This window comes from Paenibacillus sp. Lou8.1, from assembly GCF_024213565.1.
Taxonomy (GTDB): Bacteria; Bacillota; Bacilli; order Paenibacillales; family Paenibacillaceae; genus Paenibacillus; species Paenibacillus polymyxa_B.
This window is the reverse complement of record NZ_JANAVN010000020.1, coordinates 92,591-109,551: the sequence shown is the minus strand read 5'-3', so window position 1 is coordinate 109,551 and position 16,961 is coordinate 92,591. Positions and strand designations below refer to the sequence as shown.

The 16,961-nt window shown below is 47.5% G+C and carries 11 protein-coding genes; 2 read left to right on the top strand and 9 right to left on the bottom strand.

The annotated features are described in order from the left end of the window. Nucleotides 1-12: 12 nt before the first annotated feature. From NLX78_RS24075 to NLX78_RS24040, 8 genes are all read right to left on the bottom strand, one after another. Nucleotides 13-2,973 carry a DEAD/DEAH box helicase gene (locus NLX78_RS24075; RefSeq protein WP_254351742.1) on the bottom strand — a complete coding sequence of 987 codons (2,961 nt, stop codon included), beginning with the start codon at nt 2,971-2,973 and terminating at the stop codon, nt 13-15. Next, on the bottom strand, nt 2,970-4,625 hold the full coding sequence (locus NLX78_RS24070) for an SWIM zinc finger family protein (RefSeq protein ID WP_254351741.1): 1,656 nt from the start codon (nt 4,623-4,625) through the stop codon (nt 2,970-2,972). The genes NLX78_RS24075 and NLX78_RS24070 overlap by 4 nt, the downstream gene beginning before the upstream one ends. A gap of 192 nt (nt 4,626-4,817) precedes the next feature. Continuing rightward, nucleotides 4,818-5,936, bottom strand: coding sequence for a GerAB/ArcD/ProY family transporter (locus NLX78_RS24065; RefSeq protein WP_069290839.1), 1,119 nt, complete (start codon nt 5,934-5,936; stop codon nt 4,818-4,820). Next, the gene (locus NLX78_RS24060) at nt 5,936-7,087 is read right to left on the bottom strand and encodes a Ger(x)C family spore germination protein (protein ID WP_254351740.1); all 1,152 of its coding nucleotides are present in this window, start codon (nt 7,085-7,087) and stop codon (nt 5,936-5,938) included. The genes NLX78_RS24065 and NLX78_RS24060 overlap by 1 nt, the downstream gene beginning before the upstream one ends. Nucleotides 7,088-7,091: 4 nt before the next feature. Further along, the gene (locus tag NLX78_RS24055) at nt 7,092-8,570 is read right to left on the bottom strand and encodes a spore germination protein (protein WP_254351739.1); all 1,479 of its coding nucleotides are present in this window, start codon (nt 8,568-8,570) and stop codon (nt 7,092-7,094) included. A gap of 255 nt (nt 8,571-8,825) precedes the next feature. Further along, a complete protein-coding gene (gene pgmB / locus NLX78_RS24050; RefSeq protein WP_025722091.1) occupies nt 8,826-9,491 on the bottom strand; it encodes a beta-phosphoglucomutase in 666 nt (221 codons plus the stop codon). A 25-nt stretch (nt 9,492-9,516) separates the two neighbouring features. Then, nucleotides 9,517-11,799, bottom strand: a complete 2,283-nt coding sequence (locus NLX78_RS24045) for a glycoside hydrolase family 65 protein (protein ID WP_254351738.1) — start codon at nt 11,797-11,799, stop codon at nt 9,517-9,519. Nucleotides 11,800-11,954: 155 nt separating this feature from the next. Further along, nucleotides 11,955-12,962: a LacI family DNA-binding transcriptional regulator gene (locus NLX78_RS24040; RefSeq protein WP_103048414.1), complete on the bottom strand. Its 1,008-nt coding sequence runs from the start codon at nt 12,960-12,962 to the stop codon at nt 11,955-11,957. A gap of 242 nt (nt 12,963-13,204) precedes the next feature. On the opposite strand from NLX78_RS24040, the gene NLX78_RS24035 reads away from it, so the two are divergent. Beyond that, the gene (locus NLX78_RS24035) at nt 13,205-14,869 is read left to right on the top strand and encodes a PTS transporter subunit IIBC (RefSeq protein ID WP_250259879.1); all 1,665 of its coding nucleotides are present in this window, start codon (nt 13,205-13,207) and stop codon (nt 14,867-14,869) included. Nucleotides 14,870-14,874: 5 nt separating this feature from the next. Next, nucleotides 14,875-15,696 carry an endonuclease/exonuclease/phosphatase family protein gene (locus NLX78_RS24030; RefSeq protein WP_254351737.1) on the top strand — a complete coding sequence of 274 codons (822 nt, stop codon included), beginning with the start codon at nt 14,875-14,877 and terminating at the stop codon, nt 15,694-15,696. A 21-nt stretch (nt 15,697-15,717) separates the two neighbouring features. Here NLX78_RS24030 and NLX78_RS24025 read toward each other — a convergent pair whose 3' ends face one another. Beyond that, nucleotides 15,718-16,917, bottom strand: coding sequence for an MFS transporter (locus tag NLX78_RS24025; RefSeq protein ID WP_254351736.1), 1,200 nt, complete (start codon nt 16,915-16,917; stop codon nt 15,718-15,720). Nucleotides 16,918-16,961 lie beyond the last annotated feature (44 nt).

The following is a 16,961-nucleotide window of genomic DNA, read 5'->3' as shown; positions in this document are numbered from 1 at the left end:
TTCGGGACCTCATCATGCCCAATCGCGTCGTAGTGTAAAGAGGTCTTTTAACGCGTCTGTAGACAGCTCAGTAATCCAGCCCTCGGTACTGGTTATGATTTGGTCGCTAAGCTGCTGCTTGCTTTCCAGCATTTCATCAATGCGTTCCTCCAGCGTGCCCAATGAGATAAATTTGTGCACCTGTACATCCTTCGTTTGTCCCATCCGGTAGGCTCGGTCTGTGGCCTGATTTTCAACGGCTGGATTCCACCAGCGATCAAAGTGAAAGACATGGTTGGCAGCCGTTAGATTCAGGCCTACCCCCCCGGCTTTGAGAGACAAAATAAACACGGACGGCTGCTCGGCAGGGGGGAGCGTGTGAGATTGGAATTGATCAATCATTCGGTCACGGGCCGTTTTGGATGTGCTGCCGTTCAGATAGAGCACTGGCTCTTGCAGCTCCTGAGCGAGTACCCGCTGGAGCATCTGCCCCATACCAATATACTGTGTAAAAATAAGGCAGCGCTCGCCCTCTTCCCGCAGTTCCTTGACCATAGCCAGAATGCGCTCCAGCTTGGATGAACGGCTAATGACCGCTTCAAGATCGGACTGACTATAACCGGAATCCGCAGCATTCGGGAGTGCCTCCTTGGTTAAGAGGGCAGGATGGTCACAAAGCTGCTTCAACTGGGTAAGGGCGGATAAAATGGCTCCTTTCCGTTCAATCCCTTCCAGCTTCTGCATCCGTTCCATCAACTCTTTGACAATCTGGTCATAGAGCGCGCCCTGCTCAGAGGTCAGATGAATGTACGTTTTCATCTCATTCTTGTCAGGCAAATCAAGCTGTATAGCTGGGTCCTTCTTCTTGCGTCGCAGCATGAAGGGCTGAACCAGCTTTTGCAAATCTAACGTGCGCTGCTCGTTATGTTCCTTCTCAATAGCATTAATGAAGCGATTGCTAAAGGCGCGTAAGCTGCCCAGATAACCTGGGTTGATAAAATCATAAATGGACCATAGCTCGGACAACCGATTTTCAATAGGTGTCCCGGTCAACGCGATCCGATGACGTGCAGGAAAGCTGCGCACGGCTGTGGATTGCTTGGTTTGCGCATTTTTAATGTTTTGCGCTTCATCCAGACAGACCGAATCCCAAGTCATGCTTTGTAGCAGCTCTTGATCCAGGGTTGCCGTAGCGAAGGAGGTCAGGATGACATCGGCCTGCTCGACTTCTTCGCGGAACAAGTCTCCCTGCTCCCGCTTGCTTCCATAGTGCAGCATCACCTTCAGCGAAGGGGCGAAGCGGCTGAGTTCCTTCTGCCAGTTGCCCAGCACCGAAGTCGGGCAAATCAGCAGTGAGCTGGAACGGACGCCCGTCTCGGCGGCAATATTCTGTAGGTGCAGTAAATAAGTAATAAACTGCACCGTTTTACCGAGTCCCATGTCATCGGCCAGACAGGCACCCAGTCCAAAACGCCGTAAAAAGGCAAGCCATGCATACCCGTCCCGCTGATACGTCCGTAGCTCGGCTTGCAGCCCGTCCGGCACGTCCAATGCAGGCCATTCCGACTGCCGTCCGAGCTGGCTGATCAGCTTCAGCAGATGGGCATTCAGCTCGACTTCCAGTCGGAAGCGTGCCGCATCTTCCGGCTGCTCGCCCGAGGCGTCGCCTTCAGGCTCGTCGGCGTTGCCGAGCAGGTGTAGCTGTAGGATGTCCTGAAAGGACAATCCCTGAGCACTGTCGATCCCGGCCATGGCCCGGCGGATCTGCGCCAGCAACGCGGGGTCGAGCGCGATCCATTGCCCGCGGAAGCGCACCAAGCGCTCGTTGCGAGCGACGAGCTCGGCGAATTCCGACTCGCTCAGATCGGCGTCGCCAATGGCAACACGCCAATCGAACTGGACAATCGAGTCTAGTCCGAACAGCGAGCTGCCCTTCGTGCGCTCTCCCGCCCCTTCGCCCGGGCGTACCTTGGCCCGCAGCTTCGGCTTCTTGCGGGTAGCTGCCTCCCACCAAGCCGGGAGCAGCACCTGCCAACCGCTTTCCAGCAGACGCTGGCTGTCGGTCGTCAGAAATTGCCACGCTGCTTCGTCGGAGAGCGGGTGATTCAGCACGTCATCGCGGCTTCCGGCACGCTGCCCGGCAGGCAAAATCGAGATCAAGCGTTCTAGCCACCCGGCTGAGCGCTCACGGACATGTGCTGTCCAGGCATCGGGCCATGAGCCGGATGCGTACCCATCATCGGCGAGCTGTACAGACACCAGCAACGCCGGGTCCTGCTTGTCCTGCAACACAAGCTTGAGCTGCCAGGACGGCTCGTCGTCCTCCAGCTCTGGCTCCAGCAGTTGCAGAAGCGGCCGAAATGGCGCGGTATCGGCTTTCCAGCCGATGGCGATGAGCCAGGCCCGCGCGTCTAGACCCGCCGCCGGGCGATTGGGGGCGAAGAGAATCGGATATTCTCTTCGCAAATCGGCGGCTTCCGCTTCGGTGCCGTACCAGCGCTGAAATACGGCAGCCGAGAACGCCGCTATCAGCCCATCCTGCTCGTCCTTCTCCAAGCTGCCTAGCAAAGCAAGCTCTGCCGGTTGGATGTTTTCCAGTGCTTCCGCATCCCACATCCATTGCAGCTTCCCTGCCTGGAATGCCGTGAAGCTGGGCACATATGCTTTCGCTTCAATACAGTGAGCAAGTAAAGGGATCAGCCGAAGCCACGGGGCATGGGCCTCGTCCCAGATCCATTCGATATGCTTTAGAAGCTCGCGCTCTGCCAGAAAAGGAATCACCTGCTCCGAAGGCAGCAGGATAATATCCGTATCTTGAACATGTTGAATCTCCAGCTCGGTGCCATAAAACGAAGCCTCATGCCAAGCAAACAAACGCTGCTTCAGAATTTGGCCGGAAATGCTATAGTTCATGGAGGAATCGCCATAGATCAGCGCGTCTCCATAGGTAGTTAATTGGATATGCACGGTAATCGTTTCGGTATATTGACTCATGATAACAATTTCCCTTTCCGCAATTCCTCCTGTAGCGCCCGCAGGCGGCTATGACGGCTGGTGAAGGTCGTGAAGAACAGCTCCCAGCGTGATTCTTGCTTCATTTTCTTGTACAGCTTGAACAGTCGCTTTAACAGCTTGACTGCTGCTTTATAGCTGGCCCTGTTTTTTTCTAGCACATAACGTTCTACCGCCTGATGGTAAAAGGGGAGTAGTAACTCAGGCGCGTTCTTTTCAATGGGCTGTAACACGCTCACTCGAAAACTCAATGGTTCACTGCGTATGCTTAGCTGATAGTCGATCCATGACCGCCATTTTTCGTGGGCAAGCAGCGCCTCTTCATACATTCCTCCGGCAAATGGAAGCATACCCACTAGCGTGTCCCACATGTCCTGCTCCGCTTCTGGAAGGTGCTGCAAAACCACATCCCAATCATGCATATAATCCTGTAAATGGTCATCCCGATGACTGTGAAGCAGGGGACCGATATGCTGCAGTCCGTCCTTGAGACGTGCCCAATCCTCGGCTTTGCGCAACGCCTGTAAGAACAAAAGCAATTGGTTGGAAGAGATTTTTAGTGGAAAAGCTCGTTCCGCTTCCTGAAGAAGTACCCAGGCTTCATTATCCTGCGATTGGTAAATATGCATCCAGCTACGAGCCAACATCCATGGAAGTCGTGCTAAAGTTGTACCGAGATCCTCCTCAGCCGCCTGTAAATGCTGTAATTCCTCCGTATATATGCTGGAGTCCTGTCTTTCGGGATGCACCCAGTTCAGCCAAAACTGATAATACGTGTCTGAAAAATAAGTACCGTTACGCGATTCTGTCAGCATTTTTCGGCGCAAATAGGCTAAGGTTTCTGCGATACGGGCTTCTTGCATCGGTTCATCGGTCAGCTCCAGCGGGCTTTCAAAATCACGCTCGATAGCTTCTTTAAGCTCATCGGCGGCGATTTGCGTGTAATACCCCATATAGGTATGAGAGGGATAGCCCGGCATGGGAGACTGAGGCACCAGCTTTTCCAGCACACGCAGATGAGCATGCAGTCCGTATAGCTGTTGCATGCCGGGTGAAAGCGGTGGCTTCACAGCATAGATCGAGGCTAAAGCGCTTTGGACATATTGGGAATTTTGTGTATTCACACGGTTAAGGGCGATACACTGATCGAACAGATCATGCCACTCTGAAATGGGCATATCTGGTATCTTGCTTGCTGTTTTACTGAGAGCGTTTTTTGTTGCTTCCTTGTGATCCGGTGAAAGATTCGACCGGGAAGGAGGTGTGGCACGCGTGTCAGCTTTTGCCGCCAATCGGGTGAATCCGGCTGAATGAGCGTTCACTAAAGCATGTACAGAACGTTCCTGTTCATTCGCGTAATTCAGTAGTACGGCGATCATATGCTTGCAGTTGGTGTGGACAGGGCATGTACACCTGCTGGCAGCAAAAGCACTCAAGTGAAGATCCACCTCGTATAGCTCGCTTCCATCCACGACAGCTGCGATATGGTCGGCATCAGGCATTGCGAATTCTTTTACCTTTCCTTGCTTAAAATACTGGAAACCTCGTTTGATCGTCACGTCATTAAAATGGTCAGCCACGTTTTGAATAAGCTGTTGCCACTGTATATCATCCATAAGATAGGTTGGTTTCATATGATTAGTCTCCTAAGAGAGAATAGTTGATCAGGTAGTAGCTTAACTCTTCCATTATATCAGTTCACGAATATAAATTGAGTGGAGGGAGAGTTGGAAAATTTCGAAGATATCCGCTGGATAAAGCAAAAAGCCCCCTTACTCTATAACGTAAGGGGACTTGAGTCATCGGGCAAGAATGGGGGCTATCCTCTACTGTTTCCCATCCAAATTCTCCACTCGGCGGAAGACCATGGAGATGACAAGAAGTACCAAGGGGACTGCCGCGCATATAATAATGCCAAAGTAACCTGTTATTTTATCGAAATTGCCTATTTCAATAAAACTTTGGGGATACATGCTCAGGGAAAATAATAAAATTAACGGGAGATAACAGATGTACCTGTTCCACTTTTGGGTGAGCTGGCTGATCCCGGCAACAATATAGAAATAATAGTTTGAGGCGGTCATGAAGATTTTGATCGTCCACAAAATGATAAATAATATTTCAAATCGTTCCAGGAATGCACCGGGGAATTCAATTTGCTGTGCAAAAGAAACGACCGGCCATTGCAATCGGGAAACTTCTTCAACTGACATACAGCCAACGACCATCGTTACCATCAAGAGATACAAACCCATTGCAATCGAGTAGCCGATCCAGCCTGCCTTCCACGCCTTTTGTGGATTGGCCATAACATTTGTTAATATGAGCACCGATTCAAAACCCATTGCCGAAAAAGGTACAACTTTAAGAGATTGGAAGATCGGGCCCCATCCTTTATGAAAAACAGGACGCAAATTATCGATGTCAAAATGATTGATATTGAAAACGATCAACAATAAAAAAACAATAAGGGTTAAAGGAAAAAAAAGCTCGACCAATCGAACCATCGCATGGAGACCGCCCCAGGTCAAATACCCTATAAGCAGAAGAAACGGAAAAATAATCATGCCTATTGGCGTTCTCTCCAATGCAAGGCCTTTGAGGAATTCCGCCATCATTCTGCATACAAGCGAGCAGATCATCGTGCAATATACAATAAATGCGATATTGATGAGTTGACCGATGAATTTACCTGCGATCACAGGATTGAACTCATAGAACGTCTTCCCTGGAAATCGTTGACACAATTTAACATGGATAAAAATCACGCCTATCCCAAGCAGACTTGCCAGCAAAAGTCCCTGCCACACGTCGGGCGTTTTTGTCTGCTCCGCAATGGTTCTTGGTAAACTGACAATACCCACAGCATACACGGTCGAAGTGACGGTAAATAAGGCTTGCAGAGTAGATATTTTTTCCTGTTTCATGGAAGGTATGTTGGACATTACGCTCCCTCTCCTTTTGTATAAGCACCTGTTCGTTCGATCTGTACTTTAGCTTGAACATCGATCGGTATTTGACTGAATGTATCTTGCCAATTTTCCTTTACCCGATCCCAGTAAGCGGGATAGTTCACTTTTACTTTTGTGCCAAAACCGACTACATCTGCTCTCATTTCTTTCTGGAGCGTGTTTAACGATAGGGATACTGTTTGTTTGATTTCATCTTGCGCCGCTTCTTTAGCGGTTTGGATGAATGATTCCTTCAGGAAGTCTACAGAATTATCCGAGCTTTCGTTTAGTTTGATATCTGCTTTAATACGAACTGTGAATGAGAGATCCTGCCCGTTGAGGTGGGGGATAAGTTTTGTATGGACATCCTCAACTTCAAACACCATGGATTGTTCCGATTTTGGGCCTTCAGTTCTAATAATTGAACCCTTCGTTTTTCCCAGCATCCAGTTGATCCCGGTGACTTCCTTTTCATCTATCCAATTAGCAAATTTCTTCGTTTTACCGCGGACCAAAGCTGCGCCTGAGAAGTGGTTGCCTCCATTGGTTTCTATGCATTGAATGATGAAGTCAGCGTCTTGTGAAGTGTGTGTAGAGATTTCTCCTAATGTTATTTCTTGGGGAATCTCGGAGTTGAGATCGCTATTTTTGGCCAAAGCCTCAAGGTCAATGGTAGGTATATCTTGATGTTTGCCCATCTTATTAAACGCTTCTTTCGCGCTGCCTTTTGTGATCATGACAAGTGATTTTCGACTCGGTTTATAGGAGCGAGTAAACGTATCTAACAATTGGTCGATTCTTGTTTTTTGTATAGCTTGGTCACTAATTAAAATCAAGCGAATAAAACTATATAAAGGAGCATGGGATACCTGCTTGGCCTGTTCCCTGGAGGCAGACTGAATGGAATCCTTGTTAAAGGTGGTTACGTTGCTGTACATACTTTTTTTGGATTTCTGAGCTATTAAGTGCTGGTAGGTTAGTTCCAACATATCCTGATCCATATCAATTGCGACGCCCTGAATGATACTCAATTTATCGATCTCCTTGCTATCCCAACAACCGATGAGGAGGGCACATGCGATCCATACGGTGATGCATTTTTGCACCCAGAGGGTTCGACGAAACAGAAAGATATAGGAGCGCATAGGCTTACTTCCTTTTCCATTTAGAATGTGTCTCATCCTTTGTCTTTAGCATCAAAGGACGCTTTTTGAGATATTTAAAAGGAACCCGAACGAAAGTATCCTGTTGATCTCTTAGCCGAATTGGGGCTAGAGGTGACATATAAGGAACTCCAAAGCTTTTGATCTGGACCATGTGTACGCCTAAGCAAATAAAGGCTAAAATCACGCCATACAGCCCATAAATCCCTGCAATCATCATAATGGGGAAACGAAGAAGCCGTATTCCAATACTCCCGCTGTACTGCGGGCTTGCAAAGGACGCAATGGCCGTAAGACCAACGACAATAATCAGAAAAGCACTTACGACCGCCGCCTCGACCGCTGCTTGTCCAATCACAAGACCGCCTACAATACCGATGACTTGTCCTATGCCTTTAGGTAGTCGCAGACTTGCCTCGCGTAATATTTCCAATGATAACTCCATGATTAGAGCTTCCACAAAAACGGGAAAAGGAATTCCCTCCCTTGAGGCAACGATAGAGATCACCAGCTCAGGCGGGATTAATCCAGGATGAAAAGAAATAAGTGCAACGTATAGCGAAGGCAGGAATGTTGCAATGAACAGAGCCATTAAACGAAGCATACGAAAAAATGTTCCTAAAGGAAAACGCTCGTAATAATCCTCTGGGGATTGAGCCAGCATCCAGAAGGTCATGGGAGCAATCAGGACAAAAGGAGTGCCATCAAGCATAATGACAACTCTTCCGGACATTAAAGCATTTATAGCTTTATCCGAGCGTTCAGAGGCTTGAATCTGTGGGAACGGAGACCATGAATGTTCCTCAATCCATTGCTCAATAATCCCGGTATCGGAAGCATCGTCCACATCAATCGTTTCGACTCTTTGTTTAACTTCCTGAACTAGCTCTGGATTTGCGATATCTGATATGTACAAGATCGCTAATTTCCGTGAAGATCTCCTTCCTATGGTCATTTTATCTATTTTGAAACTTAGATCTTTGATATGCCGCCTTACCATTGCCAAGTTGCTTTCCAAATCTTCAATAAAACCTTCTCTCGGCCCTCTCACCAAAGTTTCGGTGCTCGGTTCATCGACACTTCGCGAAGGAAACTGGCCCGTAGAAGCAAAAAAAACTTCATCGGTTCCTTCGATCAGCAGACAAGTATTTCCCGATAACACTTCAATTACACATGTCTCAAGGTCTGCCCCTTCTTTCGTACCGATCGTAAATGCCGTCTGCTGTATCAGTTCCTCCTTTATTTTCTCCAGATTAACTTGGGAGTGGTTTTCACGGATTCCAGTCAAAATGAGTGGCTTAACGATTTGTTCATTAATTATGCCCGTATTCGCAATACCGGAGAGATAAACCATCACTACATGAATTCCCGTTTGTCCCACGTTCATTTTTTTGAAGACGACATCGGGAAGATGGCCCAGGGTCTTTTTTAGATGGTCCAATTTCGCCTCGAGTGATCTTGCCATGACTCGTCCTCCTTCAAAAGCTTAAATCAACGATATACATGTAATATGTGTAAAATGGTGATAGATATTCATGGAATGGTAATCTAATGTGTTCGACGATGGAGGAGCTGAAGACGCGAGAGAGACAGAGAGAGTTTTTTTGAGTATATGTAAACAAAAACGAACACCAGTGGTGTCCGTCGTTGGTCATACATATGAGGCGAGGGTGCTCTATGCCTAAGATAACGCCATATAATAAACTACTCCAAGTGGAGGTCACTTTTTGAACTCGTAGAAATGTGCCTCCAACATGCTCAGAGAAAGCTCGGCAGTAGTGGCTACTACGATATCCGCACCTTGCATTTGCGAAGGTGTTCCTACACCGACCGCGAACATCCCGGCGCCCTTGATCGCCTGTATGCCAGCCTGTGCGTCCTCTATACCGATACAGTCGGCAGGCTGAACGCCCAGATTTGCGGCTCCGGTGAGGAAAATTTCCGGGTCAGGTTTGCCATGCCGAATGGCGGTAACATCCACCACACTGTCAAAATAGTACGCTAGCTCCAGTCGCTCCAGGATAAATGCTGCATTTTTGCTTGCAGAGGCCAGCGCGATGCCGATTCGGGCTTCACGAAGCTCTGTCAGAAGCGCTTTAATGCCTGGAAGAATGTCCGAGGGAGTTACAGCTGAGATGAGCCGCTGATACTCCGTATTTTTCCGTGTGGCCAGTTCTTGCTTGCCTTCTTCTGAAAACGTATCGGACAGGTTACCGCGCGCCAGTATTTTGTCGAGCGATTCCGTACGGCTGATTCCTTTTAACTGTTCATTAAATTCCCGATCAAAAGGGATGCTAAGCGCTGCCGCCAAGCTGCCCCATGCCTGAAAATGATATTCGGCGGTATCTGTAATGACTCCGTCCAGATCAAAAATGACTGCTTTCATTTGGTTTCCCCCCTGTCTGCCCGATTTATGAAACGCTGTTCGTCATTAACGACTGTCCACTGGTAATGTGCGTTGGCTCTCCATACAGCTCCAGCGTCAGCGGTTCTCCGTCCAACAGGGTAATGATCACTTCATTTTCCTGTACGAGAATACTTAACAAGCGACCGCGATAGTTGATTTTAAACGTATATTTGTTCCAGCCTTGAGGCAGGAAGGGGGAGAAGCTTAAGGTTTCACGATACGTTCTCATCCCGGCAAATCCCTGTACAATCGCCAGCCAGCTTCCTGTCATGGAAGTGATATGAAGTCCGTCTTCGGTATCGTTATTGTAGTTATCCAGATCCAGACGGGCCGTCCGCTTATACATCTCGACTGCCTTTTCCTCCATTTTGAGTTCGGCAGCCAGCACGGCATGAATGGACGGGGACAGACTGGATTCATGAACAGTCATTGGCTCGTAAAATGCAAAATTGCGCGCTTTTTCCTCCAGCGTGAACTGGTCTCCAAAGAAATACAGCCCTTGCAGCACATCTGCCTGCTTAATGAAGCAGGAACGAAGGATTTTATCCCATGACCATTTCTGATTTAATGGAAGGTTGCTGGGATCAAGGGAGGATACAGGCTGCAAATCCTTATCCATAAAGGTATCGTGCTGTACGAAGACTTCCCGCTCCTCATCATAGGGATAATACATGTGAGTGATGATATCCTGCCAATGTGCAAGCTCATCAGCCGTAACCGCTAGATGCATTGATTTTTCTGCTGAAATTTGAGGTAAGACCGATAAGGTATATTTCAAAACCCATGCAGCCAGCGTGTTGGTATACCAGTTGTTATTGACGTTATTTTCGTATTCGTTCGGCCCGGTAACCCCGTGGATCATATACTGCTGCTGGCTTTTGGAAAAGTGAACCCGGTCGGCCCAGAAGCGACTAATTTCGACCAGTACATCTATGCCGTATTGATGAAGGTAGGAGGAGTCCCCCGTATAGTTGGTGTAATTGTAAATGGCATACGCAATGGCCCCGTTACGGTGGATTTCCTCAAAGGTAATCTCCCATTCGTTATGGCACTCCACACCTGTAAAAGTGACCATAGGGTATAGTGCACCCCGTAGCCCTTGCTGGGCTGCGTTATGCTTGGCACCCTCTAGTTGTTGGTGACGGTACAGCAGCAGATTTCGGGTTACATCCGGGTCTGCAAGCGCCAGGTACATAGGCACGGCATATGCTTCTGTGTCCCAATAGGTGGCACCGCCATATTTTTCACCTGTAAAGCCCTTGGGACCAATGTTCAGACGGGCATCTTCGCCGTAGTACGTAGAGAACAGCTGAAAAATGTTAAAGCGTATTCCCTGCTGGGCCTCTGTATCTCCCTCGATTTCTACATCTGCTTTGTCCCAACGTCGAGCCCAAGCTGCGACATGCTCCTGTTTGAGGGAGGTGTAGCCTTTGTTCACAGCCTCCACAGCGATGCGTTCAGCTTGTGGAATCAGTGCATCCTTTTCCATATCCCGTGAGGTGGTAACCGCCACAATTTTTTGCAGCTGGATACTGTCGCCCGGAGCGACGCTGTATTGATAGTGGCGTGCAGCATACAAAAAGCTCTCTTCCGTCGTCTGCAGATCCTGTCCCTCGGTCACAATACCCATGGTAGCGTTTACGGTAAAGCGCGGAATACCGAAGGGATTATCTATAGTTGTTGTGGACAGGCTGATGAATTGTTCTTGAACCTCTCGGGCCTCCTCCAACCAAAAAACCTCATCATAGTTCGTGTCTTCATTCTTCGTATTGCCGTCCAAATAAGGGACAAGCTCTATAGTTAGAGGCTGCTCGCTTATATTCGTTGCTTGGTAATCAATCAGGCATAGCTCACGAGTGGTGATGCTCAGAAAACGCTCCGTAGTGATACGAACCTGATCGTTCACGGTGCAGGTGCGTCGCAGGATACCCTGTTTCATGTCCAACTCCTGCACAAAATCGCTGATGTGTGCCGTAAATAAGTCTACTTCCTCTTGGTTTACGATCAGACGGATGCCAATGAAGTTCATGGCATTGATGACCTTACCAAAATATTCAGGATAGCCGTTTTTCCACCAGCCGACCTTTGTTTTGTCGGGGAACCATACACCGGAGATATACGTTCCCTGATGATGATCACCTGAATAAGCTTCTTCAAAATTGCCGCGCATGCCCATATAACCGTTGCCTATGGACGTTATGCTTTCCTGTAATCGCATGTGTGTGCTATGTAGAGTGTGTGTTGTCAGCTTCCAGCTATCTACGTCAAATAATCGGTTGTAAACCATGATTGCGTACCCCTCTCGGAAAATGAGATCGTTGTTTTAACGAAACCAGTATATGAGCGAGTTCAGTATATAGTGCAACCGTTTGCCCTGTCAACGCAAAAAAACTGATTTTATGGGTTTCCACAAAATCAGTTCTTGTTCATTTCCGCTAAGAATCATAGTAATTGGCTGGATTTGCGCTCCACGATTCGGTGGGGAACAATGATGTGCTTGGTCAATTCCTTGGGGTCCTCGATTTTTTCAATCAGGCTTTTGGCTGCCTGATAACCTAGAGTGAAGATATCAATATCCACGGAAGTCAGAGGGGGATTCATCAGCTCAGCTAGCATTAGATTATTGAAGCTCACCATGGATAACTGCTCTGGCATGGACACGCCTAGCTGAGAAAGCATTTTCTGTACTGCCATGGCTACAAGGTCGTCGCTAACGATCATCGCGGTAGGCGGCGGGGTGGCCTGCAATAATGTCCGCATGTCCTCCAGATTAAATGGCTCTCTGACCACGTATTCCTTGGGTAAAGGCAAGCCTGCCTCTCGCAACGCATCCTGGTAGCCTCGGAGTCTTTCAATATTCACGATGTGTTCATGATCACCGCCAACATAAGCAATGTGCTGATGATTCAGCCCAGTCAAATAAGTGACCACATCCTTGGCAGCCTGGTAGTTATCGTTATCTACATGGGTAGTTTCACTGACAAATTGCTGAGGCTTACCGATTACGGTGTAAGGTATTTTTTCTTTATGAAGGTACTCCACAATGCTATCTTTTTGCTTGGAGTACAGAACAATATAGCCGTCAACACGCCCGGTCCGGGTCATCAGCTTCACGCGGGATAGCAATTCATCGCTCGTTTTTCCTGTGACAATGGACAGTGTATAGTTGTGCTCATTTACCCATTCGCTGATCCCACGAAGGCTTTCCGGAAAGAACGGATTTTGAAAGATTGCCACATCCGATTCAGGCATAATGATGCCAATTGACTGTGTGACACGGTTAGCTAGACTCTGAGCTGAATAGTTGGGTTCATAGCCAAGCGCCTTCATTTCTTTACGGACACGTGCCTTGGTGGCTTCGCTGATTTTGGGGCTGTCTTGAATGACACGGGATACGGTGGAAGTAGCAACATTAGCACGTTTTGCGACATCTTTGATGGTTACTGCCATCGTCTTCGTCTCCTTTTGCTATCTCAAGCAGGAAATATTATGTTCTATCATACGATATTGCTCGAAAATCAACAAATTCGCGGCTTTTTCGAGTTTTTACATCATCATTAACCAAGATATTTACAATTAGGGTATTGCCAATAGAAAGCGATATCATTATAATAATTGTGCAACCGATTGCATAATGTTTATAGGGTACGAACAACGCTGTACATACTATAAGGGATGGAGATTGAAGGAGCATGAAAAAACTTCTATCATTTGATTTTTGGCAAAAGCTCGGGAAAGCACTGCTAGTGGTTGTTGCTGTCATGCCGGCAGCAGGGATTATGATTTCGCTCGGTAAAGTAGTGGCGATGTTGGCTGGTGATATCCATTTCTGGTTGACCGTCGGCGGGGTTATGGAGAATTTGGGTTGGGGTATTATCAATAATTTACACATACTGTTTGCCGTGGCGATTGGTGGTTCCTGGGCTAAGGAACGGGCGGGCGGAGCTTTTGCGGCCTTAATTGCCTTTATTCTCATTAATATTTCAACAGGAACGATTTTGGGTGTGTCCTCGAAAATGCTAACCCAGGAGGGTGCCACCACCCACACTCTTTTTGGTGCATCCATTCCGGTTAGTGGCTATTTTACCTCTGTCTTAGGGGCACCTGCACTTAATATGGGTGTGTTTGTCGGTATCATCTCCGGCTTTGTCGGAGCCGTGGTATTTAACAAGTACTACAATTACCGCAAGCTGCCAGACGCTTTAGCTTTTTTTAACGGCAAACGTTTTGTTCCTTTTGTCGTGATTTTATGGTCTGTCATCGTAAGTTTGATCATGTCTGCCATCTGGCCATTTGTTCAGGGGGGGATTAATCAGTTCGGTATTTGGTTAGCGACCTCAGGGGAGTCGGCTCCTTTTGTAGCGCCATTTGTCTATGGTACACTGGAAAGACTACTAATTCCTTTTGGACTTCACCATATGCTGACCGTTCCTATTAACTATACTCAACTTGGTGGCGTTTACACGACACTTACGGGTTCCGGGGCAGGAAGCGTCGTTGCCGGGCAAGACCCGCTGTGGCTGGCTTGGGCAAGTGACCTAAGTGCGCTTCGTGGTACTGATCCGACAGCCTACAATAGCTTGTTGGAGGGCGTAACGCCTGCCCGCTTCAAGGTAGGACAAATGATCGGTGGAGCAGGAATCCTTATGGGACTAGCGGTGGCTATGTATCGCCGTGTAGACAAAGATAAACGCAGCAAGTACAAGTCGATGATCTTTTCGGCAGCCGCAGCTGTCTTTTTAACAGGGGTAACGGAGCCACTGGAATTCATGTTTATGTTCGTGGCGCCTGTGCTGTATGTGGTTTATGCTATTCTTACCGGTATTGCATTCGGAATGGCCGACATCATACATTTGCGTTTACATTCGTTTGGTATGATTGAACTGCTGACCCGAATGCCGTTGTCTATAAATGCGGGTTTGGTGCAGGATATTATTAACTTCGTGCTGACTTGTGTGGTGTTTGCGGTAGCAACCTACTTTATCGCGTATTTTATGATCGGTAAATTCAAAATGGCTACGCCGGGAAGACTGGGGAACTATACGGATGAGGAGCCTCAAGGGACTTCCGTGGCTGGGAGTACAAAGACAGAGGGTGTGGCAGCTGTTTCCACTCAAAATCAACTGGCTACGGATATCATCAAGACGCTTGGGGGTGAGCAGAACATTGTCGAGGTGGACGCTTGCATGACCCGTCTGCGTGTGACGGTGAAGGATACGGATGCCGTTGGGGACGAAAAGACGTGGAAAGCGCTGGGTGCCTTGGGCTTGATAAAAGTAGACAATGGGGTGCAGGCAGTTTACGGACCGAAGGCAGATGTGCTTAAATCAGATATACAAGACATACTCAACAGGTGATTACTTTGAAGTTGTTAACCTTAAATGCACATGCTTGGATGGAAGAAAACCAGCATGATAAGCTAAAGCAGCTGGCTGCTTTTATTGATGAACAGCAGTTTGATGTCATTGCTTTGCAGGAAGTGAACCAGTCCATGGAAGAGGCTCCTTTGTCGCCGGACGATTTGGGCGCTTATTATAGCGCAGATCCTGAAGTTGTCATTAAGCGTGATAACTATGCTTATGTGCTGAACGGGCTATTGTCCGATGCTTATCAGTGGACGTGGGCTCCCGCACATGTTGGTTTTGCCAAATACGACGAGGGTTTGGCGATTCTGTCCAAAACACCGATTACAGCTACGGTGAACGAATATGTTTCCTCGCTAAAGGATTATGACAACTACCGCTCACGTAAAATTGTCGGCGTTCAAACTGTGGTGGACGGAGTGCAGGCCTGGTTTGTAAGTGGACATTATAACTGGTGGAATGATGAAGAATCCTTCCGTGGACTATGGGATCGTACAACAAAAGTGCTAAATTCTTTTGCTCCGACTCCTGTGTTTATGATGGGTGATTTCAACAACGCGGCTGAAGTGCGTGGAGAAGGATATGACTATGTACTGCAATCCGGCTGGTCGGACACCTATCCGAATGCAGCAGTACGTGATGAAGGCCACACAGTGATTAAAGCTATTGCTGGTTGGGAAAGTAATGCGGAGCCGCTCCGTATTGACTTTATCTTCTCCAATAAGGCTGCACAGGTTCAATCCTCAACCGTTGTGCTGAACGGGAAAACTGGACCAGTTGTATCGGATCATTTTGGGGTTGCAGTTGAGTTGGAGCTGTGAGAAAGAAAGGAGGCCAGTTGCTTATGCAATTGGCCTTTTTCTTATAGATTTCGACTTGAAACGAATAACATATTGGATAACTATAGCGATCAACACCAAAATCAAATTGTAGTAAAAGGGAGTGTTGATGCTAAACCGTTCCATGAGTGCACCTGCGATGATCGGAGACACAATGGCCCCCAATTCGGACAAAGATACGACGTTGCCGATAAATGAGCTTCTATTCTCCTCAGGAATAACATCCCCTAGTTGCGAGTAAAAGGAATCCAGATAGCTGGCTCCTCCTATACCTCCGATGAACATCCCTAAGTATACGATCCACGGTTCTGTGAACCAAAGAAATAAGATGATTTCCACCATGATCAACAATAGACCGATGATACAAAGCATCAAGCGATCCTTAAGTAGATCAGATAGTTTGCCAATAAAGGGGGCTGATATGAAGGTCGATATGCCGATAATGGTAAAAGCTAAGCTGATTTCTGCGGGGCTCCAATGGAGTTTGTAGGTTGCATATACAGAGAAGTACGTTAAAAATATAGCGAATGCACTCATTTCAAGGAAATGAACGGTGGAATAGAGCAGTAGCTGTTTCGTTAGCATGGTTTTTCTTTTCGACTCATGAAGGGGTGCGTGCTGTTGCTGAGGTTTGGAAGAGAGACTGGGGAAGGTCATTCTGGAGACGGCAACGAAGGATATACATGAGAACATAGCAACGAAATAAAACGGAATGGATAAAGAAAAATAAGAAACAATAGCTCCACTCATAAGAGGCCCTAAAATCATACCGGCACCTTCACTGCTGCTGATATATCCATTGAGCATGCCTCGATTATCTGCGGTGCTCATATGGTTGATCGTGACTCTTACAAAGACGGTTAGCCCTATGGCTACCAAGCCTTGGAGGAGTCTCAGTAGGGATAGAATGATGAAGCTTGTTGCAATCGGAAACAGGAGCATACAAGCGATTTCGGCAATGAGTAAGCTCAACCCCAAGCGTTTTGCGCCAATCTTTTCATAAATTCGTCCTGCCAAGCCTCCACCAAGAAATCTACCTACATAAAATAGAGAAAATAAAATGCTCATGCCGAGTACGGATATCCCGAATTGCTCTACATAAATAGCAAAGAGTGGAAGGATCATACTTCCACTCATGTTAGCAATAAGGCTGATCACAATCATACAGGCAATATTACGATTTAAATATAAGTGTCTCACCATAACCTCGAAACCTCTCTTTGGTCTTGCATCATGGGAACCGTTAT